Annotated in this window: 17 protein-coding genes and 2 pseudogenes; 3 read left to right on the top strand and 16 right to left on the bottom strand. The window is 64.8% G+C overall.

All coding sequences use genetic code 11. From position 1 onward, the window contains the following. Window positions 1-59 precede the first annotated feature (59 nt). The 10 genes from hisIE to hisS form a co-directional block, all read right to left on the bottom strand. Complete coding sequence (gene hisIE, locus ACCQ06_RS10685) at window positions 60-680, bottom strand: bifunctional phosphoribosyl-AMP cyclohydrolase/phosphoribosyl-ATP diphosphatase HisIE (protein WP_228324160.1); 621 nt, start codon at window positions 678-680, stop codon at window positions 60-62. Continuing rightward, window positions 670-1,446 (bottom strand): imidazole glycerol phosphate synthase subunit HisF, encoded by a 777-nt coding sequence (hisF, locus tag ACCQ06_RS10680; RefSeq protein ID WP_316692329.1) that lies wholly within the window; start codon window positions 1,444-1,446, stop codon window positions 670-672. The genes hisIE and hisF overlap by 11 nt, the downstream gene beginning before the upstream one ends. Next, entirely contained in the window at window positions 1,440-2,174 is a 735-nt protein-coding gene (hisA, locus tag ACCQ06_RS10675) for a 1-(5-phosphoribosyl)-5-[(5-phosphoribosylamino)methylideneamino]imidazole-4-carboxamide isomerase (RefSeq protein ID WP_228324158.1), read from the bottom strand. Before hisA ends, hisF begins: the two co-directional genes overlap by 7 nt. Continuing rightward, window positions 2,171-2,773, bottom strand: a complete 603-nt coding sequence (gene hisH, locus ACCQ06_RS10670) for an imidazole glycerol phosphate synthase subunit HisH (protein WP_316692326.1) — start codon at window positions 2,771-2,773, stop codon at window positions 2,171-2,173. Before hisH ends, hisA begins: the two co-directional genes overlap by 4 nt. Further along, window positions 2,770-3,897, bottom strand: a complete 1,128-nt coding sequence (hisB, locus tag ACCQ06_RS10665; RefSeq protein ID WP_316692324.1) for a bifunctional histidinol-phosphatase/imidazoleglycerol-phosphate dehydratase HisB — start codon at window positions 3,895-3,897, stop codon at window positions 2,770-2,772. Before hisB ends, hisH begins: the two co-directional genes overlap by 4 nt. Beyond that, window positions 3,894-4,982 (bottom strand): histidinol-phosphate transaminase, encoded by a 1,089-nt coding sequence (hisC, locus tag ACCQ06_RS10660; RefSeq protein WP_316692323.1) that lies wholly within the window; start codon window positions 4,980-4,982, stop codon window positions 3,894-3,896. Before hisC ends, hisB begins: the two co-directional genes overlap by 4 nt. Further along, window positions 4,979-6,274 carry a histidinol dehydrogenase gene (gene hisD / locus ACCQ06_RS10655; RefSeq protein ID WP_316692321.1) on the bottom strand — a complete coding sequence of 432 codons (1,296 nt, stop codon included), beginning with the start codon at window positions 6,272-6,274 and terminating at the stop codon, window positions 4,979-4,981. The genes hisC and hisD overlap by 4 nt, the downstream gene beginning before the upstream one ends. Next, window positions 6,271-7,185 (bottom strand): ATP phosphoribosyltransferase, encoded by a 915-nt coding sequence (hisG, locus tag ACCQ06_RS10650; protein ID WP_316692320.1) that lies wholly within the window; start codon window positions 7,183-7,185, stop codon window positions 6,271-6,273. Before hisG ends, hisD begins: the two co-directional genes overlap by 4 nt. Before the next feature lie 9 nt (window positions 7,186-7,194). Then, entirely contained in the window at window positions 7,195-7,521 is a 327-nt protein-coding gene (locus ACCQ06_RS10645; protein WP_104615437.1) for a YerC/YecD family TrpR-related protein, read from the bottom strand. 322 nt (window positions 7,522-7,843) lie between these two features. Continuing rightward, window positions 7,844-9,253, bottom strand: coding sequence for a histidine--tRNA ligase (hisS, locus tag ACCQ06_RS10640; protein WP_104615436.1), 1,410 nt, complete (start codon window positions 9,251-9,253; stop codon window positions 7,844-7,846). A 248-nt stretch (window positions 9,254-9,501) separates the two neighbouring features. Here hisS and ACCQ06_RS10635 point away from each other — a divergent pair, with 248 nt between their 5' ends. Then, a complete protein-coding gene (locus tag ACCQ06_RS10635; RefSeq protein ID WP_211287670.1) occupies window positions 9,502-10,125 on the top strand; it encodes a Crp/Fnr family transcriptional regulator in 624 nt (207 codons plus the stop codon). 215 nt (window positions 10,126-10,340) lie between these two features. Here the strand turns inward: ACCQ06_RS10635 and ACCQ06_RS10630 are convergent, their stop codons facing one another. Together ACCQ06_RS10630 and thrC are read right to left on the bottom strand one after the other, a co-directional pair. Then, window positions 10,341-11,081: a murein L,D-transpeptidase catalytic domain family protein gene (locus ACCQ06_RS10630; RefSeq protein ID WP_228324152.1), complete on the bottom strand. Its 741-nt coding sequence runs from the start codon at window positions 11,079-11,081 to the stop codon at window positions 10,341-10,343. Between the two features lie 103 nt (window positions 11,082-11,184). After that, complete coding sequence (gene thrC, locus ACCQ06_RS10625) at window positions 11,185-12,489, bottom strand: threonine synthase (protein WP_316692317.1); 1,305 nt, start codon at window positions 12,487-12,489, stop codon at window positions 11,185-11,187. A gap of 158 nt (window positions 12,490-12,647) precedes the next feature. On the opposite strand from thrC, the gene ACCQ06_RS10620 reads away from it, so the two are divergent. Further along, window positions 12,648-12,962 carry an EthD family reductase gene (locus tag ACCQ06_RS10620; RefSeq protein ID WP_316692315.1) on the top strand — a complete coding sequence of 105 codons (315 nt, stop codon included), beginning with the start codon at window positions 12,648-12,650 and terminating at the stop codon, window positions 12,960-12,962. Between the two features lie 74 nt (window positions 12,963-13,036). Here ACCQ06_RS10620 and ACCQ06_RS10615 read toward each other — a convergent pair whose 3' ends face one another. From ACCQ06_RS10615 to ACCQ06_RS10605, 3 genes are all read right to left on the bottom strand, one after another. Continuing rightward, the gene (locus ACCQ06_RS10615; RefSeq protein WP_372365794.1) at window positions 13,037-14,017 is read right to left on the bottom strand and encodes a homoserine kinase; all 981 of its coding nucleotides are present in this window, start codon (window positions 14,015-14,017) and stop codon (window positions 13,037-13,039) included. A gap of 11 nt (window positions 14,018-14,028) precedes the next feature. Beyond that, window positions 14,029-16,536 (bottom strand): bifunctional aspartate kinase/homoserine dehydrogenase I, encoded by a 2,508-nt coding sequence (thrA, locus tag ACCQ06_RS10610; protein ID WP_316692311.1) that lies wholly within the window; start codon window positions 16,534-16,536, stop codon window positions 14,029-14,031. A gap of 513 nt (window positions 16,537-17,049) precedes the next feature. After that, window positions 17,050-17,535: a TspO/MBR family protein gene (locus ACCQ06_RS10605; protein WP_104615510.1), complete on the bottom strand. Its 486-nt coding sequence runs from the start codon at window positions 17,533-17,535 to the stop codon at window positions 17,050-17,052. Window positions 17,536-17,626: 91 nt separating this feature from the next. On the opposite strand from ACCQ06_RS10605, the pseudogene ACCQ06_RS10600 reads away from it, so the two are divergent. Further along, window positions 17,627-17,878, top strand: a pseudogene (locus ACCQ06_RS10600) (integrase core domain-containing protein); the annotation flags it as partial. On the opposite strand, the pseudogene ACCQ06_RS10595 reads toward ACCQ06_RS10600, so the two are convergent. After that, a pseudogene (locus ACCQ06_RS10595) lies at window positions 17,824-22,122 on the bottom strand (hemagglutinin repeat-containing protein). The pseudogenes ACCQ06_RS10600 and ACCQ06_RS10595 overlap by 55 nt on opposite strands. Between the last annotated feature and the right edge of the window lie 104 nt (window positions 22,123-22,226).

Genomic DNA, 22,226 nt, shown 5'->3' with positions numbered 1-22,226 from the left:
GGCGCGACGTGGGCCTTATCGGTAACGCGTCGCGCCCGGGTGCGCTCCTACCAATCGCTTTATTTGTGCCGCGACTCCAACAATGCCACTGCATCGCCCAGGCCCAGGCCGCGCGCGCGCAGCAGCACGATCAGGTGGTACAGCAGGTCGGCCGATTCGCCGAGCAATTCCGCATCGCCCTGCACCACGCCGGCCAGGGCGGTTTCCACGCCCTCCTCGCCCACTTTCTGCGCGATGCGGCGGATGCCTTGCTCGAACAGCTTGGTGGTGTAACTGTCATGCGGCCGCTCGCGCTCGCGCGTGGCGATCAATGCATCCAGGCTACCGAGGAATTGACCCGGCGCGCTCGGAAAACAACTGGTGCGGCCCAGATGGCAGGTGGGTCCGTGCGGACGCGCCAACACCAGCAACGTATCGGCGTCGCAGTCGGCTTCGATCGAGACCACGCGCAACACGTTGCCCGAGCTCTCGCCCTTGGTCCACAAACGCTGCTTGCTGCGGCTGAAGAAGGTGACTTCGCCGCGCTGCTGCGTCACTGCCAACGCCTCGGCATTCATGTAGCCCAGCATCAGCACGCGCAGGTTGTCGGCGTCCTGCACGACGACCGGCAACAAGCCATCGCCCTTGCTCCAGTCCAGCGCCTGCAGCGCGTCGTCGGTTGCCACGGTGTCACTGCCCATCACGTACCTCGATCTGTTGCGCGCGCAAAAATTGCTTGAGTTCCGGGATCGGAATCGCGCCGCTATGAAACACACTGGCAGCCAGGGCGCCGTCCACATCGGCCTGGTCGAATACATCGGCAAAATGCTGCAGTTCGCCTGCACCACCGGAAGCGATCAACGGCACCCGGCACAGCGCACGCACCTGGCGCAACTGCGCGATATCGTAGCCGCGCCGCACGCCGTCGTTGTCCATGCAATTGAGCACGATCTCGCCCGCGCCCAAACGCTGCACTTCGGCCACCCAGTCCAGCGTGCGCATCGGTAACGCCTGGGTCTTGCTCGGATCGCCGGTGTAGCGACGTACCCGCCACTGGCCGTCTTCTTCGCCAATGGAATCGATACCGACCACCACGCATTGCACGCCAAAGGCATCGGCCAGTTCAGAAATCAGCTGCGGGCGGCCGAGTGCAGGCGAGTTGATCGAAATCTTGTCGGCACCGGCGTGCAACACTGCACGTGCCGTTTCGACATCGCGGATGCCGCCGGCAACACAAAACGGAATGTCGATCAGCCGCGCCACGCGCTCGACCCAGGTGTAATCGACCGAGCGCCCTTCCGGGCTGGCGCCGATGTCGTAGAACACCAGCTCATCGGCGCCCTGCGCGCGATAACGCAATGCGAGTTCGACGATATCGCCCATGTCGATGTGGTCGCGGAACTTGACGCCCTTGACCACGCGCCCATCGCGCACGTCCAGGCAGGGAATGATGCGACGGCTCAACATGCCAATGCGTCCTTGAGATCCAGGTGCCCTTCGAGCAAGGCCTTGCCCAGCACGATGCCGGCGCAGCCCGAGGCCTTGGCCGCGGCGACGTCGGCAAGATTGCGCGCGCCGCCGGAGACCTGCACCTGCAGCTGCGGCGTGAGTGCACGCAAATGCGCGTACAGGTCCATGTTCGGCCCGGACAACATGCCATCGCGTGCGATGTCGGTGCACAGCAGGTGCTGCAGGCCGGCCTGCGCATAGCGCACCGCCAATTGGTCCAGCGTGGCCTCGGCCGCTTCGGTCCAGCCATGCACCGGCAGCTGCCACACACCCGCCGCATCCTGCCGCGTGTCCAGCGCAATGGTCAGGCGATCTGCGCCAAATTCCTGCAGCCATGCAATCACGGTGTCGCTCTCGCGCACCGCCAGCGAGCCGATCACCACGCGCGCCGCACCGGCATCGAGGATGCGCGCCACATCGTCGCGCGAACGCACGCCGCCGCCGGTCTGCACCTGCAAGCCGGTGGCGCGCGCGATCTCGCCCAGCGTACCGGCCAAGGTATAGCCACCGGCCTTGGCCGCATCCAGATCCACCAGATGCATCCACTGTGCGCCGGCATCGGCAAACGCCTGCGCGCGCGGCAGCACATCGTCGCCATACTGGGTTTCGCGCGCGTAATCGCCCTGCAACAAGCGCACCACGCGGCCGTTGCGGATATCCAGCGCCGGGTAGACGGTAAAACTCATGGGAAGCTCATCTCAAGAAAATTGCGCAGAATGCGGGCACCGGTCTCGGCCGAGCGCTCCGGGTGAAACTGCGCGCCGCAGCGCAGGCCTTGCTGCACCACTGCAGTGAACAAGCCGCCGTGATCGCAGGCGGCCACCGTGTCCGGGGTGACTGGCGCGGCGTAACCATGCACGAAATAGGCGCTGGCGCGTTCGGGCAGGCCGGCCAGCAAAGCCGATTCGCGCATCGTTACCAATTGGTTCCAGCCCATATGCGGCACGCGGATGCCAAGCGCCGGCGTCATGTGGCGCACCACACCCGGCAACAGGCCCAGACATTCCACGTCGCCTTCTTCGGAACGCTCGAACAGCAGCTGCATGCCCAGGCAGATGCCAATCAACGGCACCTGCAACTGGCGTAGCGGCTCGATCAAGCCTTGCGCGTGCAGACGCTTCATCGCTTCCGGTGCCGCGCCGACGCCGGGCAGGATCACCCGATCGGCGCCCTGCAAACCGGCCGCATCGCGCACCAGTCGGGCTTCCACGCCGAGCCGCTCCAATGCGTAGCGCACCGAGCCCAGATTGGCGCCACCGGCGTCGATCAGCGCAAGGTCGGTCATAGCGCGCCCTTGGTAGAGGGCAGCGCCGTGCCTTCGCGACGGATCGCCTGGCGCAGGGCGCGTGCAAGCGCCTTGAAGCACGCCTCGACCTTGTGGTGATCGTTCTCGCCCCGCACGCTCAGGTGCAGGTTCAGGCCGGACGCATCGCAAATGGAACGGAAGAAATGCGGGACCAGCTCGGTGGGCATATCGCCCACGCGTTCGCGCTTGAACTCGCCATCGAACACGAAGTACGGCCGGCCGCTGAAATCCAGCGCCGCGCTGGCGATGGTTTCATCCATCGGCAGGGTGAACCCGTGTTGCGCGCTCTCGCCCGCCGCAAGCCAGGGGCTTTCGGCCGGATCGAACCCATAGCGGCCAATTCCACGCTTGTTGCCCAGGGCTTCGCGCAGTGCCTGGCCCAGCGCCAGGCCGGTGTCTTCGATGGTGTGGTGCTCATCGATATGCAGATCGCCGTCGGCGCGGATATCCAGCGCAAAACCGCCGTGTTTGCCGATCTGCTCCAGCATGTGATCGAAGAACGGCAGGCCGGTGGCGGTATGCGGCTCGGCGACGCGATCCAGATCCAGCTCGACGCGGATCTTGGTTTCTTTGGTATTACGCTGAACCACCGCACGCCGTGGCGCATCGGCCAGTTCGTGCGCGATGCCCGGCCAATCCCAGTCGCCGCCGAATTCATCGGTACGTAGCTGGAAGCCGCGGATGTTGAGGTTCTGCGCAAACTGGATATCGGTCAGGCGGTCGCCCACCATCGCCGAGCGCGCCCAGTCGATGTTGCGGTCTTGCAGATAAGGCACCATCAGGCCGACGCCAGGCTTGCGTGTGGGTGCGTTGTCGGCCGGCCAGCTGCAGTCGATCAGCACTTCGCGGAACTCGATGCCCTGGCTGGCGAAGATCTGCAGCATCAGGTTGTTGGGGCCATCGAATGCGGTGCGCGGATAGCTCTCGCTGCCCAGACCATCCTGATTGGTGACGATAACGAACTGATAACCGGCATCGCGCAGCTTGAGCATGGCTGGAATCACGTTATCAACAAAGCGCAGCTTCTCGTAGGCGTCGATCTGGTAGTCGGCCGGCTCGGTGATCAGCGTGCCATCGCGGTCGACAAAAAGGATCGGGGTCATGCGGCCTCCTGCTTGCGCTGCAGCGCGCCAAGCACGCGTTGGTTCTGTTCGACCGTGCCCAGCGTGATACGCAATGCATCGGACAGGCGCGGCACCGCGCGTTGATCGCGTACCACCACGCCGGCTTCCAGCAGCGCCTGGAAGGCAGCCTCGGCGTCTTCGAAACGCACCAGCAAAAAGTTACCTTGCGACGCATACACCTGGCGGACGCCGGCAAGCTGCGTCAATGCCACGCGCACGCGCTCACGCTCGCTGCGCACCTCGGCAATGCGCCGGCGTGTGACCTCCAGTGCCGGCGCAGACAACGCCTGCTCGGCCATCACCGCGCACGGCGTGGGGACCGGATACGGGGCCTGGCAGCGTCGCAACAACGCGATCAATTCGGCATTGGCGATCAGGCAGCCGATGCGTGCAGCGGCAAGCGCATGCGCCTTGGACAAGGTGCGCAGCACGGCAAGATTCTCGTAGCGGTTCAGCAGCGTCACCGCAGATGGCACGTCCGAAAATTCGCCGTAGGCTTCGTCCACAACCACCAGCGCCTTGCCCTGCAGCGCCTGCACTGCGACTTCGATGTCCTGCAATGCAATCGCCGACCCCGCCGGGTTGGAGGGCGAGCACAAAAACACCAGCTTCGCCTTCGAGGTCAGTGCCGCTTCGACGATGGCGGCGATGTCTGCATGGAATCCATCGCTGCCATCGATCAATGGCACCTCCACCAGCGGCGCATTCTGCAAGCGCGCGCACACCGCATACATGCCGAACACCGGCGGCGTCACCACCACTGCATCGCGCTCGGGTACGCACAGACCGCGCACCAGCAGGTCGATCGCTTCGTCGCTGCCACGTCCAATCAGCAGTTGCTCCGGCGCGCAGCCATACAACTCTGCCAGCGCCACGCGCAGGCCCTTGGGTTGCGGGTCGGGATAGCGTCGCGTGCTGCCGTGGGGATCGGCCGGGTTGCCCCAGGCCGATTCATTGGCGTTGAGCCAGACATCGCCCTGCAACGCGCTGGTGCGCGCCGACGAATAGCCGGCAAACGCACGCAGGTCTTCGCGCACCAACTCAAGAATCGATGACGTGCTCATGCCGCCACTCCCATGCGCAGCGCCACCGCATTGGCATGCGCATCCAGGCCTTCGGCGCGCGCAAGAATCAACGCGCACTCGCCGATGCCATCGATGCCGGCCTTGCTCGCCGCCTGCACGCTGACCATGTTCTGAAAGCTGGCCACGCTCACGCCGCTATAGGCGCGCGCCGCGCCGCTGGTCGGCAGCACGTGGTTGGTGCCGCTGCAGTAGTCGCCCAAGGCTTCGGGTGTGTAGTCGCCGAGAAATACCGAGCCGGCCGCTTCCACCTGGTTCAACCATGCGCGCGGTTCGCGCAGCGCCAGAATCAAGTGCTCGGGGGCATAGCGGTTGCTGATGGCAAATGCCTCGTCCAGCGATTGCACCTTGATCAGGCGCGATTGCGCCAGCGCCTGACGGGCGATCTCCGCGCGCGACAGCTGCGCCAATTGCGCATCCAACTCCACTTGCACGGCGGCAATCAACGCATCGCTGTCGGACAACAGCAACACCTGCGAATCCGGGCCGTGCTCTGCCTGCGACAGCAGATCGGCAGCCACGAAGGCCGGCTGCGCGCCGGCATCGGCAATCACCAGCACTTCCGATGGACCGGCCGGCATATCGATGGCTGCCGCACCGGACTGCGCCACCTGCTGCTTGGCTTCGGTGACGTAGCTATTGCCCGGCCCGAACAACTTGTCGCAGCTCGGCACCGATTCGGTGCCATAAGCCATCGCCGCAATCGCCTGCGCGCCGCCGAGCTTGAACACGCGACGCACGCCGGTGAGCTGCGCGGCCACCAGCACTGCCGGATCCACGCTACCGTCCTTGCGCGGCGGCGTGCACAGCACGACCTCGCGACAGCCGGCCAGACGCGCTGGAACGCCGAGCATCAACGCGGTCGACGGCAACGGCGCGCTGCCAGCCGGCACGTACAACCCCACCCGCCCGATCGGCCGCACGATCTTTTCGCAGACCACGCCTGGCGCGGTTTCCACTGCATACCCTTCGCTCATGCCGGCGCGGTGGAAGGTGTCGATGCGCGCGACGGCGTCCTGCATCGCCTGGCGCAGCTCCGGCGCCACGACGGCTTCGGCGGCAGCGAATTCGGCCGCACTCACTGCAAAACTGTCCAGCGACACGCCATCGAAACGCGCGGTGATTTCGCGCAATGCCGCATCGCCACGCGCACGCACGTCGCTGATCAAGCTGGCGACCGCGTCGCGGGTCTGTGTGGCCACGGTCTGCACCGGGCGTGTCAAGGCGTCGGTACGCGACGCGCTGTCGAGTTGGGACCAATCGAGAATGTTCATGCCAGCGAGCGCTCCACTGTCAACACCATCAAGCCTTGCGCACCTGCGCGTTCGAGTTCTTCCAACCGTTGCCAGGTCACCGCACCGTGGCACATGGTCTGCAGCCGCAGTGCGCCGTTGCCATCGTCCGGCAGCTGTACCAGCGGGTCGGCATCGGGCAGCAGCCGGCGCAGCGCATCCACATGCGCATGCTCGGCACGGAACATCAGCAGTTTGCTGTCGCGCAGCTTGAGCACGCCGTCCATGCGTCGCAGCAGCATCGCCAGCAAGGCGGCGCGCGCATCGGCCGGCTCGCGTACCGCGCCGGCCAGCACGGCCTCGCTTTCCATCACCAGCTGCACCGGCTTGAGCTGGTTGGCCGCCAACGTCGCGCCACTAGACACCAGGTCGCAGATCAGATCGGCGGTGCCCAGGCGCGGAGCGATTTCCACCGAACCGGAGAGCTCTACCACCGCCGCATCGATGCCCTGCCGCTCCAGCCAGTCGGCCAAAATCGCCGGGTAGCTGGTGGCGATGCGCTTGCCTGCCAGTTGCTGGATGCCCTGCCAGTCCCATTCTTCCGGCACCGCCAGCATCAGCCGGCACTGGCCGAAACCGACCCCACGCACGGCATGGTAGGCGGCCGGCAAGCCAGCGCGACGACGCGACGACGCCTGCTCGTCCAGTTCGTTCTGGCCCACGATCCCTAAGTCGCAGACGCCGTCGGCGATCAGGCCCGGGATGTCGTCGTCGCGCACCAGCAGCAAGTCCACCGGCAACGATTCGCCATAGCAGAACAATTTGTCGCGGCTCTGCCGCCAGCTCAGCCCGCAGGCGGCCAGCAGGCTGCGCGCCGGCTCGGCCAGACGGCCGTTTTTCTGGATGGCAATACGCAACCGGTCACGTGCCGGCGCTGCCGTGGAAGCACTCATCTTGTTCTCTCAGTGGGAATCGACAGGGCGCGACGACTGCTCGCGCAAGGCCTCGGCATAGCCGCCGGCGCCATGATCCAGGGTGCGCGCAACGCGCCCGATGGTGGTCACGCTGACCTGGGTCAGCTCGTGGATTTCGCGGTACGGCACGCCCTTGATCAGCAGCGGCACCACCCGCCAGCGGTCGGCCATGGCTTCGAGCTCGGCCGGGGTGCACAGGTCGCGCAGAAATGCCTCGACCGAGCCGGGCGCGTCCAGGCATGCCAGCGCATCGGCCAGCATCTTGAGGGAGGCGGCAACGTCGGCGGTTTCGCGGGGGGCAGGTCGTTGTTTCATTGCGTTAATGTAATAGCGTGTTAGTACATTAACGCAAACGACTTGAATTGTCACCGGCTGGACGCAGTGTCTGAGTGGTCACCTGAGCTGAGGCGGCGGAACGCCCCTCATCCGGCGCTGCGCGCCACCTTCTCCCGTCAACGGGAGAAGGACATGACTCCTTGAGTTGGGGCTCTCACTGACGTCTCCCCACTCAGCAGCGAATGCTGACGTCTCCCACTCAGCGGCTAATGGGCGCAGCTCGTCCAAGTCAGCCCCTCCCCCTTCTCCCGCCCGGGGGGAGAAGGTGCCCGCCAGGGCGGATGAGGGGCGACAATGCTGCTCACATCACCTTGGCCTGTTCCAACTCAACCTGCAGCGTGCTTGCCAACTCTTCGCGCGCCACATCGAACTGCTGCTCGCGTACCAGGTCCTTGACCGCTACCACGCCGCGCGCCAGCTCGTCGTCGCCGGCCAGCACCACAAAGCGGATGCCGGCGCGGGCGGCGTACTGGAACTGCTTGCCGACCTTCTTCGGCTCCATCTGCACTTCGGTGTTGATGCCACCGATGCGCAGCCGGCGCGCGATATCCAGCGCGTCGTCCAGGCGGGTTTCGTCCATCAGCGCCACCATGGCCTGCACGCTGCTTTCGGCGATGCCCTGGATCAGGCCGGCCTCGCGCAGCTGCCAGAACAGGCGGGTCAGGCCGATCGAGATGCCCACGCCGGGCAGCTTGGACTTGGTGTAGTGGCTGGCCAGGCTTTCGTAGCGCCCGCCCGAGCAGATCGAGCCGATCTGCGGGTGGTCGGTGAGCGTGGTTTCGTAGACGGTGCCGGTGTAGTAATCCAGCCCGCGCGCGATCGAGAAATTCAGGCAGTACGCGCTTTCCGGCACGCCCAGCGCCTTGACCAGCTCCAGCACCTCGCGCAATTCGGCAATGCCCTCGCCCAGCGTCGCGCTGGCGCCCACCGAGGCTTCCAGCGCCTGCAACTGCGCCAGCGCATCGGCATGGCCGCTTGAGCGCACCGCCACGAACGCCAGGATCTTGGCGACCTGCTCGGCAGCGATGCCGAAGCCTTCGCCCACCAGCGTGTCGCGCACGTAATCGGCGCCGCGCTTGTCGATCTTGTCGACCTCGCGCAACACCGCCAGCTGCAACTCGCCTTCGGCCACGCCCAGGCTTTCGAAGAACCCGCGCAGCAACTTGCGGTTGTTCAACTGCACCTTGAAATCGCCGATGCCCAGCTCGGCAAACACCGCGTGGATCACCGCCAGCACTTCGGCGTCGTAGCGGATGCTCAGCGCATCCTTGCCGATCACATCGATATCGCACTGGTAAAACTCGCGGAAACGCCCGCGCTGCGCACGCTCGCCGCGGTACACGCGCTGCATCTGATAACGACGGAACGGGAAGCTGAGATCGTGCTCGTGCTCGGCGACATAGCGCGCCAGCGGCACGGTGAGGTCGAAGCGCAGCGCCAGCTCCGGCAAGCCGCCGTTTTCGGCACCTTCGTCGGCTGCGGCAGCCGCATTGGCCAGCGCGCCGGTGGACTGCACGAAATAGACCTGACGCTCGGTTTCGCCGCCGGATTTGGTCAACAACACGTCGGACAGCTCGAACACCGGGGTCTCGACCGGCAGGAACCCGAACCGCTCGTAGTTGCGGCGGATGACGTCCAGCATGCGCTGGAACGCGATCTGCTCGCGTGGCAGCAATTCCATGATGCCGGGCGGCGTACGGGGCTTGATCACGAGCGAAACTCCTGCAGAACGACTGGGGCGAGCCGGCAATTCTACCGGCTGGGCGGCCGCGCTGAGCGCATGGCGTATCATCGAGCTGCGTCCCAGGCAGTGCGTGACCCATGTATCGGCAGCTTTCAGACCCCAGCGTGACCTGCCCGGCGCCTAGCGCGGCAGCCGGCAGCGACGCGCCCGGTTCCGATTGCGCGCTATGCGCGGTCCGCGGCCGTGCGATCTGCGCGGCACTGTCGCCGCAGGAAATGGACGCGCTCGATGAGGCCACCACTGCGTCCAGCTATGCACCCGGCAGTACGCTGGTGCGTGCCGGCGATGCGCGCCAGCACGTCTACACCGTCACCTCCGGTGCCTTGCGCCTGGTGCGCACGCTCGCCGATGGCCGCCGCCAGATCACCGGTTTCGTGCTGCCCGGCGACTATGTGGGGCTGACCGAAACCGCGCAGCACCGCCACGATATCGAAGCCATGGTCGACAGCCGCGTGTGTCGTACGCCGATGGCGCAGATGCGCCAGTTGCGCGATCGCTACCCGCACCTGGAGCGCAAGCTGCTGCAGCGCGCCGGCATGGAACTGGCTGCAGCGCAGGACACCGGCCTGCTGCTGGCGCGGCTGCAACCCAGCGAACGGTTGGCGCACTTTCTGCTGCGTCTGGCCGCCCGCTCCACCCAGCCCGGCGCCAGCGGCGACACCGTGGCCCTGCCGATGAGCCGCGGCGACATCGCCGACCATCTCGGGCTGACCATGGAAACGGTAAGCCGCACCTTCACCAAACTCAGGCAGCAGCAGCTGATCGCGCTGCCGCAACTGCAGCTGGTGCAGATCCTGGACTACGCCGCCCTGCGCAGCCTGGCTGGCGACACGGTCTGAGCGCTATCTGGTCGATGGTGGTTGAACAATTGGTTTGATTGCATGTCCGCGCCACCGCGCGTTGGCGAAGACGCGGCGCCAGTGCTCGCGGCGGTGACGAAGACAGCTGTGTGCTGGCCGGATGGCCGCACTCAATGCGACAGCGCAGATGCGCTCAACTCACGCCGGCTGTGTTCTCAACTACGTTGTCGAATCACGACGCAGGGCACGACGCTTCAACGCCCACCCGCACTCGCCACCGATGCACCGCAGCCGCTGCTGAGGAGCTGCGACTGCCGCAGCCAGGCACGGTCCGGGTAATAGGCGAACACGAACGCGCCCTCGCGCAAGGTGTCGATCAGCTGCTTGGCCACTGCCGGCCGCACTGCCGGGCAGCCGAGGCTACGCCCCAGCCGACCCTGGCTGCGGATGATGGCCTCGCTGACGTAGGGCGCGCCGTGGATCACGATGGCGCGGTCGCGCGCGTGATCGTTGAAGCCCGGCTCCAGGCCTTTGAGCCGTAACGAATAGCCGTTGTGGCCGGTGTAGGACTCCTGCGCGGTAAACGCACCCAGGCTGGACTGGAAGCTGCCGTCGGCGTTGGAGAACTTCGCGGCCAGGTTCTCGCCGGTATTGCGCCCGTGCGCCACCCATTCCTGGAACAGCAACCGCTGCCGCGCCAGATCGAACACCCATAGCCGGCGTTCGGTCGACGGCCGGCTGTAATCGATAACGCTGAGCACACGCTCATCGCCCACCTGCTGGCGTTGACGCGCGCATTGCAACGCTTCGGTGGCCAGCGCCAGAACCTGGCGGTCCAGCGATGGCGCCTGACGCGCCAAGGCATCGATCAGCCCCGCACGCGGCGCGCCCAAGGGCGACACCGGAGACGCAACCAGGGCATCGGCCGCCACGGCCGCACCCGCCGCTGCCCAGCCGCACAACGCGGCGGCGACGGCAATCACTCGATAAGACATGCAGCAACCCACATCGAACGCGGCGCCACGCCGGGGCCGCACCCGGATAGAGATAGCCCCATGCGCGACACTTTCCAACCCCGGCTGGCTGAACGCGTTTGGCTTAGGCCGCATCCGCAAGCAGGCGCTGCCGGAACACGGCGTAATCCGGCGCCAGCGCTTCGGCGTGTGCGGGACGTTGCAGCAGCGCCGCCAATGCGGGCGGAACATCGACCGCGCGGTCGATCAACGGCTCCACCACCCCTTCGAACTTGGCCGGATGCGCGGTGGCAGCCACGGCCCAGTCGCCGGTGACGCCCTCGGCACCTTCGGCACGCAGTTGCTCCAGCACATGTACTGCGGTGGCGGTGTGCGGGCAATGCACTTCGCCGTAGCGCGCATAGCGCTGCTGGATGGTGTGGCTGATGGCCGCATCGTCTACCGACAGGGCGCGGAAAGCCTCGCGCAACGCCGCATCGTCACCTTGGTACAACCAGCGCAGCCGTTCGAAATTGCTCGGTGCACCCACGTCCATCGCATTGGCCAGGGTCGCCACGCTGGGCTGCGGGGCGTAGTCGTCGCCGGCAAAGTAATCCGGCAACACGTGGTTGGCGTTGGACGCCAGCGCGATCGTGCCCAACGGCACCCCGAGCGCGCGCGCCAGGATCGCGGCCAGCCCGTTGCCCAGATTGCCGGTGGGCACCACCAGATTCAGCACACTGCCCGCCGTCGCCTGGTGCTGCAGGGCGGCATGCGCGTAGTAGCTCATCTGCGGCAGCAAGCGGCCCAGGCTGATGCTGTTGGCCGAGCTCAGCGGTACCTGCGTCTGCAGTGCTGCGTCGCTCAAGGCCTGCTTGACCATCGCCTGGCAATCGTCGAACGAGCCGGCCACCCGCAATGCCTGGATGTTGTCGCCAAAGCAGCCCAGCTGATGCGCCTGGCGCGGCGACACCCGCCCGTCCGGATACAGCACCACCACGCGCAAGCCCGGCTGACGATGGAATGCCGCCGCCACCGCAGCGCCGGTATCGCCGGACGTGGCCACCAGGATGGTGAGCGGGCGGTCTTCGGCACGGCGCAGACGGGTCAGGCAGGCAGCCAGGAAGCGCGCTCCGAAATCCTTGAATGCGGCGGTGGGGCCGTGAAACAGCTCCAGCGCGTAATCGCCGGGCGTGGTCAGCGCCACCAGCGGCGCCGGGAAATCGAACGCCTCGGCGCAGATGGCGGGCAACTCGGGCGCCAACGCATCGCCTTCAAAAAACGGCTGCAGCAAGGTGGTGGCTGTCGCGGCCAGGTCGGCACCGGCGGCCAGCGTGCGTGCCGGCGGCACGGTCTGCGGCACATACAGTCCGCCATCGGGGGCCAGGCCGGCGGCAATCGCCTGACTCAGACTTGCGGCGGGTGCGCCGCCACGGGTGGAGATGAACATCAGCGTGACTCCAGGCAAAAACAGGACCGGGCGTGACCCGGCAATGAAATGATCGAGGCAATGGGCATGGCTGGCGCGGTTGCTGCGTTCCGCCGAATGGTCGCCTGCGCGCGCCGGCACGGCGCTATGCTGCGCGCACCTTTCCGTGGAGTCGGCAGATGATCAAGGTCAGTGTGATGTACCCCTACCGCGAAGGCGCCCGTTTCGACCACACCTATTACCGCGACCAGCACATGCCGCTGGTGGCCGCGCGCATGGGTGCGGCCTGCCTGCGTTACACGGTGGACAAGGGACTCAGTGGCGGCGAGCCCGGCAGTAGCCCAGCCTTCATCGGCATGTGCCATATCTTTTGCGACTCGGTGGAAGCCTTCAACGGCAGCTTCGGCCCGCACGCGACGGAGATCCTGGGCGACATCGCCAACTACACCGACTTGAGCCCGGTGATGCAGATCAGCGAGGTCGTGGTGGAATGAGGTGCTTGCAGCGTGTTGCGTGGTCCACACGCCGCACGCTGCATCCTGCCGCGCCGGGATATACAGATGCCGGCTCATTCGATCAGCCGTGCGGCCGGGCTGGCGATCGGCGACACCCAGGACTGGCTATCGAACCCGGCAGCGGCGAAGGCAGCCTGCACCGCTGGCGCCGCGGCTTGCGCGGCGGCGCGCGTTTCGAACCAGGCAAACACGCTGGGGCCGGCACCGGAAATGCTCGCGCCCATCGCGTCATGCTCCAGCGCAGCCTGCTTGGCGGCGGCAAAGCCGCTGATCAATGGCGCACGGCGTGGTTCGACCAGCACATCGCGCAAGCCGGCACGCACCAACCCGGCATCGCCGGCATGGCAACCCGCCAGCACCAACGCAAGATTGGTGCTCTGCGCGACAAACTCGCGCAATTGATAATCGCCGGCCAGAGCCGCGCGCGCGCGACGGGTTTCCAGCACGGCGTCGGGGTGCACCAACAGGCTATGCCACGCCGCCGGCACCGCGATCGGCACCAGCCGCTCCAGCGTGCACACCACCAAGCCCCCTAAGAACAACGGCCCCAGATTGTCGCCATGCCGGCTACCGCTGGCGACGGCTTCGCCATCGAGCGCATGTTGATACAACTGCGTCGTGCTCAACGGCGTGTCCAGCAGCGCATTTGCCGCCACCAACGCGGCCACGCATGAGGCTGCCGAGCCCCCCATGCCCGAACTCAGCGCAATGCCCTTGTCGATCTCCACTTCAAAGCCGTAAGGCAGCTCCAATGCAGCACGCAGCGACATCAAGGCGGCACCGGCGGTGTTGCGCTCGGCATCCAGCGGCAACGCGACGGTCGTGCCGCGAATGGCGGCGATGCGTACCACCGGCGCATCGATGCGACGCACCGTTACCGTATCGCCCACGCCATCGACCGGATACCCCAACAGGTCGAAGCCCACGGCGACATTGGCAACCGATGCGGGTGCGAAGGCGCGCGCTTGGTGCAGAGCGCCCGTGCCCAACGATGCACCGCTTGCTTGCGCATACGCGACTGCGGATTGACCGATCACCGCCTGACTCACAACCGCGCCCCCTCGCCCGCCGCCACGCGCAGCAGATCGGCAAAGACACCGGCCGCGGTGACTTCCGGCCCGGCGCCCGGGCCCTGCACCACCAGCGGGTTTTCGCAGTAACGCCGCGTGGTGAACTGCACCACGTTATCGGTCAGACGCAGATTGGCGAACGCATGATCGGCCGGCAGTTCCACCAGGCCAACGCTGGGCGCGCGATCGGGCGGCAGCTGGGCGACATAGCGCAACACATTGCCGCGTGCGCGCGCATCGGCCAGCCGTTGCGCAAATCCCGCGTCCACGTCCTGCAGATGCGCCATGAAGTCATCCACACTGGCCTGGCGCAAGGTTTCGGGCACCAGGCTTTCCACGTTGACGTCCTCCAGGCTGATCGCGCGCCCCGCTTCGCGCGCCAAAATCACCAGTTTGCGGGCCACATCCACGCCCGACAGATCGTCGCGCGGGTCCGGCTCGGTATAGCCCATGCCCCGCGCCTGGGTGACCAGTTCGGAGAACGCCACACTGCCGTCGTATTTGTTGAACAGCCACGCCAACGTGCCGGAGAAGATGCCTTCGATCGAGGTCACCGCATCGCCGGTATCGACCAGATCGCGCAGCGTGGTGATCACCGGCAGGCCCGCGCCCACGGTGGCCTCGTAACGGAAACGCGCACCGCTGGCATCGGCTGCCGCACGGATCGCCTCGTAGCGCGCCAATGGACCGGAGCCGGCTTGCTTGTTCGGCGTCACCACGTGGATACCGGCCGCCAACCAACCCGCATAGCGGTCGGCCACTTCGGCACTGCCACTGCAATCGATGATCACCGTATGCGGCAGATGCGCAGACAGCAGATGCGTGGTGAAACGCTCCAGATCGGTCTTGGTGGCGGCGGATGCAAACGCATCGCGCCAATCGCCGACCAGGCCGCGTTCTTCCAGCAGCATGCGTCCGCGCGAGACCACTGCACGCAGACGTAGATCCAGGTTCGCCTTGCCCAGCAATTGCGGTTGCGCGCTGCGCAGCTGATCCAGCAACGCCGCGCCCACATTGCCCGGCCCGATCACGCCCACCGAGAACGTCTGCGGCGACAGCCAGAAGCCGGCATGCGCCGCGCGCAAGGCCTTGGTCGCGTGCGCCGCATCGATGGCCACCGAGATATTGCGCTCCGACGAACCCTGCGCGATGGCCAGGATATTGACCTGTGCGCGCCCCAGCGATTCAAACAAGCGCGCAGCAACACCCGGCTGGCCGGCCATGCCATCGCCCACCGCCGCCAACACACTGATGCCGGTGGTCAACTGCACACGCTGCACCTGGCCAACGGTGAGTTCGTGCGCAAACGCCTGCAACAACGCATTGCGTGCACGCTCGGATTCGTGCTGTTTGACCACGCAGCAGATCGAATGCTCGGACGAGCCCTGCGAGATCATCACCACCGACACCTGCGCCGTCCGCAGCGCCGCGAACACGCGCTCGGCAGTGCCCGGCACGCCGATCAAGCCAGTGCCTTCCAGATTCAGCACCGCCAGGTCGGGACTGAGCGTCAACCCCTTGATCGGCCCGCTCACCGCGCTGCTGGCGGTAATGCGCGTGCCCGGATGTTCCGGCTGGAAGGTGTTGCGGATGATGATCGGCAGGCCGCGCTCGATCGCCGGCGACATGGTCTGCGGGTGCACCACTTTTGCGCCGAAATAGGCCAGCTCGCAGGCTTCGTCGTAGCTCAAGGTTTCCAGCTGCACCGCCTCGGGCACCACGCGCGGATCGGCCGACAGCACGCCATCCACGTCGGTCCAGATATGCAACTCCTCGGCATCGAACAAGGCCGCGAAGATCGCGCCGGAATAATCGCTGCCGTTGCGCCCCAGCGTGGTGATCCGGTCGGCGCGGTCGCGCGCCACAAATCCGGTCACCACGACCCGCGTCTGCGGATGCGCCTGGCGCCAGGTCGCAAGCCGCTGCGCGCTGACATCCCAGTCCACATCCACGCCGAGCTCACCACGGTTGACCACCAGCACATCACGCGCATCCAGTACCGCGCAGTCTTCGCCGATGGCGCGGAAGTGATCGCCCAGCAGTTGCGCCGAATACACCTCGCCCAGGCCCTGCACGCGGTCGAGCACCTCGCGCGGCAACTCGCCGATCACCGCCAAGGCACCCAGGATCTGCGCCAGATGCTCGAAGCGTTCGTCCAGCCATTCCACCGTTGGCCCCGAATGTTCGCCGAGCAAGGCCACCGCCGCACCGCGATGGCGCGCGCGCGTGTCATGCCAGCGCTCGCGCCACTCCGGGCGGTCCTGCGAAGCCAGCTCGGCCAGCTCGATCAAGGCATCGGTGACACCTTTCATCGCCGAAACCACGGTGACCTGCACGGTCTCCTCGCGCGCCAGCAACAGGCGCGCAACATGCCGATAGCGCTCGGCATCGGCCACCGACGTGCCGCCGAATTTGTGCACGACGGTGCGTGCGGAAGAGACGGCAACAGCAGCGGGTTTGAGCGAAACAACAGGCGATGACATCGACAGACCTCGTTAGGGAGGCCCCGTCCGCATCAGATGAGGGAGGAAAGCCCCCGCATCCTGATCCGGGTGCGGGGCCGTTGTTTTCGGAAGTTACGCGAAGACGACGGGCCGCACCGGGTGAATGGTGACGGTAGTAATGGTGGTGGTAATGCCGGCCACGCCCGCACCCGGCCGCAGCAGCGGCTGACAGAGAAGCGAAGCGGTGGCGCAGGCGTTAGGCATGTACGCAAAAGACATCACCGGGCCGAGGCCTGTCAAGCATTGCGTGAATGCGCGCTTGCGCCGCGATGATCGCGTGATCAGAAAACCTTGCTGGACAGTGCTTTAAGCAATCCTTCGGCAAGCGATTGATTGCTATGGAAACTTTTTAGACAGTGGCAAGACCGTTGCTTGCGCAGCCCATGTACTGACGGCAAGGGCGTCGCAGCAAACAAATGGACGCCTGCAGCTTTGTTCGCACGTTTCAATTCCCCACCCCGGGACTGGATCAAAGCGCCTCGGAGAGACCGCTTACAACACACCAGGGTTGAGCTGCCACACCGCGTAATTCAATGCTGCTGCAAAGCTGACCCATAACAGGTACGGCACCAACAACCACCCGGCCAACCGTTGCCGCTTGCCGAAGGCGGCAATCGTGCAGGCCAATGACAGCCACAGCGCAATGATGTCCGCAAATGCCCACGCCCCCTGATGCCACGCAAAGAACAACCAGCTCCACAGCCCGTTCAAGCCCAACTGCAGAACAAATAGACCAAGCGCTCCCCGGCACGCACGCCATCCCCCGCGTCTCCAGATCAGCCACGCCGCCACGGCCATCATCCCGTACAAAGCCGTCCACACCGGACCGAACAACCAACCGGGCGGCGCCCACGCCGGCCGCGCCAGTCCCGCATAGAAGGTGGCCGCCTGGATGGACGCCATCGCCCCAAGCCCGGCCACGGCGTAGCACAGCACCAACCACCCGATCAGCCCGAACCACTGCCCTTTCTTCGACATCATCACGGTATATCCCAGAGTGAAAAACGAGGCGCTGATGCCGCACTCGCAGAAGCCGCTAAGCTGCCATAACGGCTGTCCAGACGGTGCAAATGCTGCGTTCGAGAGTTTCAACGGAGGCTACCGGCGCGGCATGCTGGACATGCACATCTTCCGCACACCGAGCGAGTTGAGCGAGCAGACCACGCATTGGCTGAACGACTAGAACGAACAGACACCGCACGGCAGCATGGGCGGACTAACGCCCGCCGAGTTTCGTGGTCAATATCAACCGCGGACCTCTAAATTTCATGTGGTACTGAATTGCGGGGAGTCGACATCGATGACCCCGCTGACAAGCTGACCGGCGTACAGTAGTCCCCCGGACGATTTACCAACTACCTCAACTGTTGGAAGCTTCTCGACACTTCCAACAGTGGCGAGAGGCTGCCCATCAGAACCGATGCTTTGGGCGCCTTCAACATAAACCTTGCCCAGCAGCCCCAGAACCGACTTTTGATCCAAGATATCGAGCGAACCAAAGCTCTTGCCGAATTCCCTCTGAGCCGATGCTTCAACCAGCGCCATGCCCGCCATGTTGTTGGCGACGCCAGGCGTCGTAAGCGCTGCCGCAAGACTAGCCGGATCTGCACCATTCTTGATGGCCTCGTTGATCAGCGTACGCATGCCTTGCAGTAAAGCCTCATCACCGCCCGCCATCTCACGCAGAGCATCGGAGGCCAACAGCTGTCGCTTACCGTCCCGGTAGTCGTAGTAGCCATATTGCTGGGACGTGTTGGCAGCGATGGCGCCCGACGTGGCATCCCCCACCAGACCACCTGCGATCAGACCCAAGCCAATGCTGGCCAGATTCATTGCCCCTTCGTGAGCGACACCATCGCCGTCCAGGCCCTTATTGATGCTTGCTGACAGTTTGGTCAGAAATCCTTCGTTGGCAGCAACACCAGCAGCAGCGCCAAGAGCATTGCCTCCGCCGAGGCTCGCCTGGAATACGCCTGCCAGCACCTGCGTCGCCATCTTGGCGTTGCCGCCATCGGACCACTGCTTGAGGCTGGATTGAGCCGCGTCACGCCGCACCACTGCTGCCGCGCGCTCTTCATCGGTTGTGGCTGCTTGATAATCCTCGGCGGCAGCCTTCAGCTCTTCTGTTGCCGCGTCGCGCCGTGCAGCAATTACTTCCTTGGCAGTGCGGAATCCTACCTCGCCTGCAACCTGGCTCAGCTCGACCTGTTCCTGCAACTTGTTCGTATCAATTGCCTTGACGCTATTGCCGTCAAGCATTGATGCGCTGCGTTCCAGACCTTCGAGGGCACTGAGATCCTTACTACGTATTTCAATAGCACCAGCAGCAATGTCACTGCGAGTAGTACTCGTTGCGTTGCTATTGGCGCTTCCCAGAGCACTCAGCCCTGCACTTGCGGCGGATTGGGCTAATCCAGCACCACTGGTTCCCGCACCCACCCCGATGTTCGATGCCTTTGCTTTGGCTTCGTTCTGAAGATCTTCTACCGTCAGGCTATCCGTGGACAGGCGATTGAGTGTCGCATCCGCCGTACTTGCAATGGCACCGCCAACAAGGTGCGTATTGCCACCAACAGTGATGTCAAATCCACCCTTGCCAGCCTGAATTCCGCTTTGTTAATTGACACTGGTGTAAGTGCTGTTGACCTTCTGCTGGCTGTAGTTCGCACTGCTGCCGCTGAAGCCCCACACCAACGTCATACCCGCTTGTTGCTGCTTGCTCTTGTAGTCGCTGGTGTCTTGCTCACTTTGGATCAGTAAGTCACCGCCTACGTCAGCCAGCACTTTGTCGCCGATTGCTTGTGCACCCTTGATTGTGGTGTCGTTGCCACTGATCAACGTCAACCTATCGTTGGCGGCCACGACGCTCTCAGCGTGCACGTCGCTATTGCCCTTGGCACTGCCTTTACCCGCATAGGCAGTGAGATACACGCCCGTCGTGGTCCCGACGCTTACACCAATCTCGCCGCCTGCGTTCTTGTTCTCCGACTTGTTGGTGTTTGTCTCCCGGCTACTCAGCAGATTCAGGTCGTTCGCCGCCGACAGCGCGACATTTTCACCATTGATCTTGCTACCAATGACATTCAAGTCGCCGCCGGTCGCTGCGATGGTGACGTTGCCGTTACTTAGGATGCGGCTATCGCCAGTAGTTTCCTCATGTGTAGTCGTCTTGCTCGACGCACTGCTAGCGCCGATACCGATGCGTAAACTCACGCCCCCCATATTGCTGCCAGCGGCCGCGGCTGCCTGATACTCGGCCACGCCGTCGCTGACCGCGTAACCCGCCTTGGCGGCATAGAGTGCTTTTAGACGGTCGTCTTCCACCTCCGAGCCACGTTTGGTCGCGCTATAGGCCGCTTCCGCAGCAGCCACCACTCCACCCGTCAATCCCAACGTAATGCCCGCACTCTGCTGCTTGGACGTCTGCACCGTATCCATGGTGTTTTCCGCCGCGGCAATCGTGACTTCCTTACCCACGATCGTGGTGCTGGTGGCACTCAGCACATCGCTTCCGGTGATGGCCACTTTGTTACCGGCGGTCATTGTCACCGAGCCATCGGTACTGCCGACCAGGCTGCCGCTGTTGGTCACCTCGGTAACATCCAGGCCGTCGGTCTTTTTGCTGACGCCTATCGCAACGCTGAATCCGCCACCGCCATACAGGCCGGACTTCTCGACGGTCTTTTCGCGCTCTTCGCTGCGGGTGTTCTGCACCGTGTCCAGCGTGAGGTTGTTGCCTGCGGCCAACACCACATCGCCGGTACTGGCGACCTGCGCGCCCTGCGACAACAGGTCGTTACCTGCCGCAATCTGCACGGTGTCGCCACTGAGCGTGGTGGTGACCGCCACGTTGTCATGCCACTCATCATGCGTAGTCGTGGTCTTGCTTGAGAACGTGCCCTTCTTCTTCTTGGTCATGTCCTGCACGACATCGTGCTGCTCGCTGGCGGCGAGCAGGTTGACGTCGTTGCCGGCAGCCAGAGTGATGCCACCTTCCTTGGCGGCCGCAGATGCGGCGGTCAGGGTGATGTCGTTACCGGCCTGCATCGCCAAGTTACCGCCGGCACTGAACTCGGTGCCGTAGACGGTTTCATCGCTGGTCGCGGTGGTCTGCTTGAAGCGCTTGCGCGTTTCCAGGGTGTTGCTGGTGTCCACCGTCGTCAGCGTACTGGCATTGATGTCATTGCCGGCGCTGATGCCCAGGCCTTTGCCGGCGTCCAGCTTGGCCGCGACCAGATTGACGTCGTTGCCGGCGCTGAGGATGAGGTTGCCGCCGGCCGTCAGTGCTTGCTGATCGATGGTTTGGGTGGTGGTCGTCGTGGTGACGCGGGTTTTGCCTTCGCGTGTCTTGTAGCTGTTGGTCTCGCTGTCGTTTTGCACCGACTCGACGTTGAGGTTGTTGCCTGCGGCGGCGATCAGATCGCCGCCGGCGTTGACGTTGGCCTGACGGATGGTCAGGTCGTTGCCTGCGGTGAGTTGCAGGCTGTCGCCGGTGCTGATGGTGGTGCGGGTGGCGACTTTGCCATCCAGGCCCGTGGTCGGGGTCAGTGACAGGTTGTTGCCTGCTTGCAGCGCGGCACTGCCGCCAGCGTTGATGGTGACGCCGTGCAGTTGCAGGTCGTTGCCTGCCGAGACGATCAGATCCTTGCCGGTGATGACCGACACGGCATCGCCGCCGCGCAGCAGGCCGTTATCGTCGCGCAACGCGCTTGGGGTAAGGCTGAGGGTGTTGCCTGCGATCAAGGCCGCACTGCCGTCGGCCTGCACGCGGGTACCGGTCAACGTCATGTCGTTGCCGGCAAACAGTTGCAGGGTGTTGCTAGCAGTAATGCCCGACAGGATGCCGACGCCGTTGATGGCCTTGGTTGCTTCGCTGATCAGGTTGTTGCCAGCGACCAGGGCGACATCGCGGCCCTGGATCTGGCCCTGATTGAACAGGTCGTTACGTGCTTCCAGCGCCACGCTGCCGGTGCCGCTGATGCGGCCCTGGTTGAGCAGGTTGCCGGCGGTGATGCTGACGTCGGCACCGGCGATCACGCCCTGGTTGCTCATGGCATTGTTGGCGTTGAGCTCGACATTGCCGCCAGCAATCAAGGCGCCATTACCGCGCAACTGCAGCGAGTTGGAGGCCAGATACACAACCGGTACCAGCACCTTCTGGCCCTGGTAGTCCTGCTCCACCATCCACACGATGTCTTGCGTCAACGCGGCCGCCTGGGCGGCGGTCAAGCCCACGCCCATGCTCAGCTGCAGCTGGCCTGCGGCCGCGACACCGGACTCCAGCAAGGCGCGGTACTGCGCCACGCCATCGGCGTAGTTGCCCAGATAGCGACGGCCGGTGAGCTGGGTGATCTGGTCCAGCACCAGGCGCTGCTCGTAGAAGCCATCGCCCAGACGGGTTTGGGTCCACTCCGGGTCAACGCCCAATTTGTCCAGCAGGAAATCGCTGCTGATGAAATTGTCGTAATTGACGAAGCGCGGGTCGGTCTCGATCAGGTAACGACGGCCGGGGCCATTGCTGCGCCAGGCGTTGATGCCGCCCAGTCCGACTGCCGCACGCCCCATGGCCGTGCGATCGGTCGCGTTGCCATTGGACAGGCGATACAACCCGCCGATGGGCAGATCGATCTGCGTCAGCGAGGTCTGGCCGTCGCCAACGATGTTGGTCA

This window comes from Xanthomonas sp. NCPPB 4467, assembly GCF_041475665.2.
Classification (GTDB): Bacteria; Pseudomonadota; Gammaproteobacteria; order Xanthomonadales; family Xanthomonadaceae; genus Xanthomonas; species Xanthomonas dyei.
This window is presented reverse-complemented; position numbering and strand designations above follow the sequence as displayed.

Coding starts and splice junctions, on each gene's coding strand:
- hisIE (WP_228324160.1), bottom strand. CDS start 680: ATGGGCAGTGACACCGTGGCAACCGACGACGCGCTGCAGGCGCTGGAC.
- hisF (WP_316692329.1), bottom strand. CDS start 1,446: ATGTTGAGCCGTCGCATCATTCCCTGCCTGGACGTGCGCGATGGGCGC.
- hisA (WP_228324158.1), bottom strand. CDS start 2,174: ATGAGTTTTACCGTCTACCCGGCGCTGGATATCCGCAACGGCCGCGTG.
- hisH (WP_316692326.1), bottom strand. CDS start 2,773: ATGACCGACCTTGCGCTGATCGACGCCGGTGGCGCCAATCTGGGCTCG.
- hisB (WP_316692324.1), bottom strand. CDS start 3,897: ATGACCCCGATCCTTTTTGTCGACCGCGATGGCACGCTGATCACCGAG.
- hisC (WP_316692323.1), bottom strand. CDS start 4,982: ATGAGCACGTCATCGATTCTTGAGTTGGTGCGCGAAGACCTGCGTGCG.
- hisD (WP_316692321.1), bottom strand. CDS start 6,274: ATGAACATTCTCGATTGGTCCCAACTCGACAGCGCGTCGCGTACCGAC.
- hisG (WP_316692320.1), bottom strand. CDS start 7,185: ATGAGTGCTTCCACGGCAGCGCCGGCACGTGACCGGTTGCGTATTGCC.
- ACCQ06_RS10645 (WP_104615437.1), bottom strand. CDS start 7,521: ATGAAACAACGACCTGCCCCCCGCGAAACCGCCGACGTTGCCGCCTCC.
- ACCQ06_RS10635 (WP_211287670.1), top strand. CDS start 9,502: ATGGACGCGCTCGATGAGGCCACCACTGCGTCCAGCTATGCACCCGGC.
- ACCQ06_RS10630 (WP_228324152.1), bottom strand. CDS start 11,081: ATGTCTTATCGAGTGATTGCCGTCGCCGCCGCGTTGTGCGGCTGGGCA.
- thrC (WP_316692317.1), bottom strand. CDS start 12,489: ATGTTCATCTCCACCCGTGGCGGCGCACCCGCCGCAAGTCTGAGTCAG.
- ACCQ06_RS10620 (WP_316692315.1), top strand. CDS start 12,648: ATGATCAAGGTCAGTGTGATGTACCCCTACCGCGAAGGCGCCCGTTTC.
- thrA (WP_316692311.1), bottom strand. CDS start 16,536: ATGTCATCGCCTGTTGTTTCGCTCAAACCCGCTGCTGTTGCCGTCTCT.
- ACCQ06_RS10605 (WP_104615510.1), bottom strand. CDS start 17,535: ATGTCGAAGAAAGGGCAGTGGTTCGGGCTGATCGGGTGGTTGGTGCTG.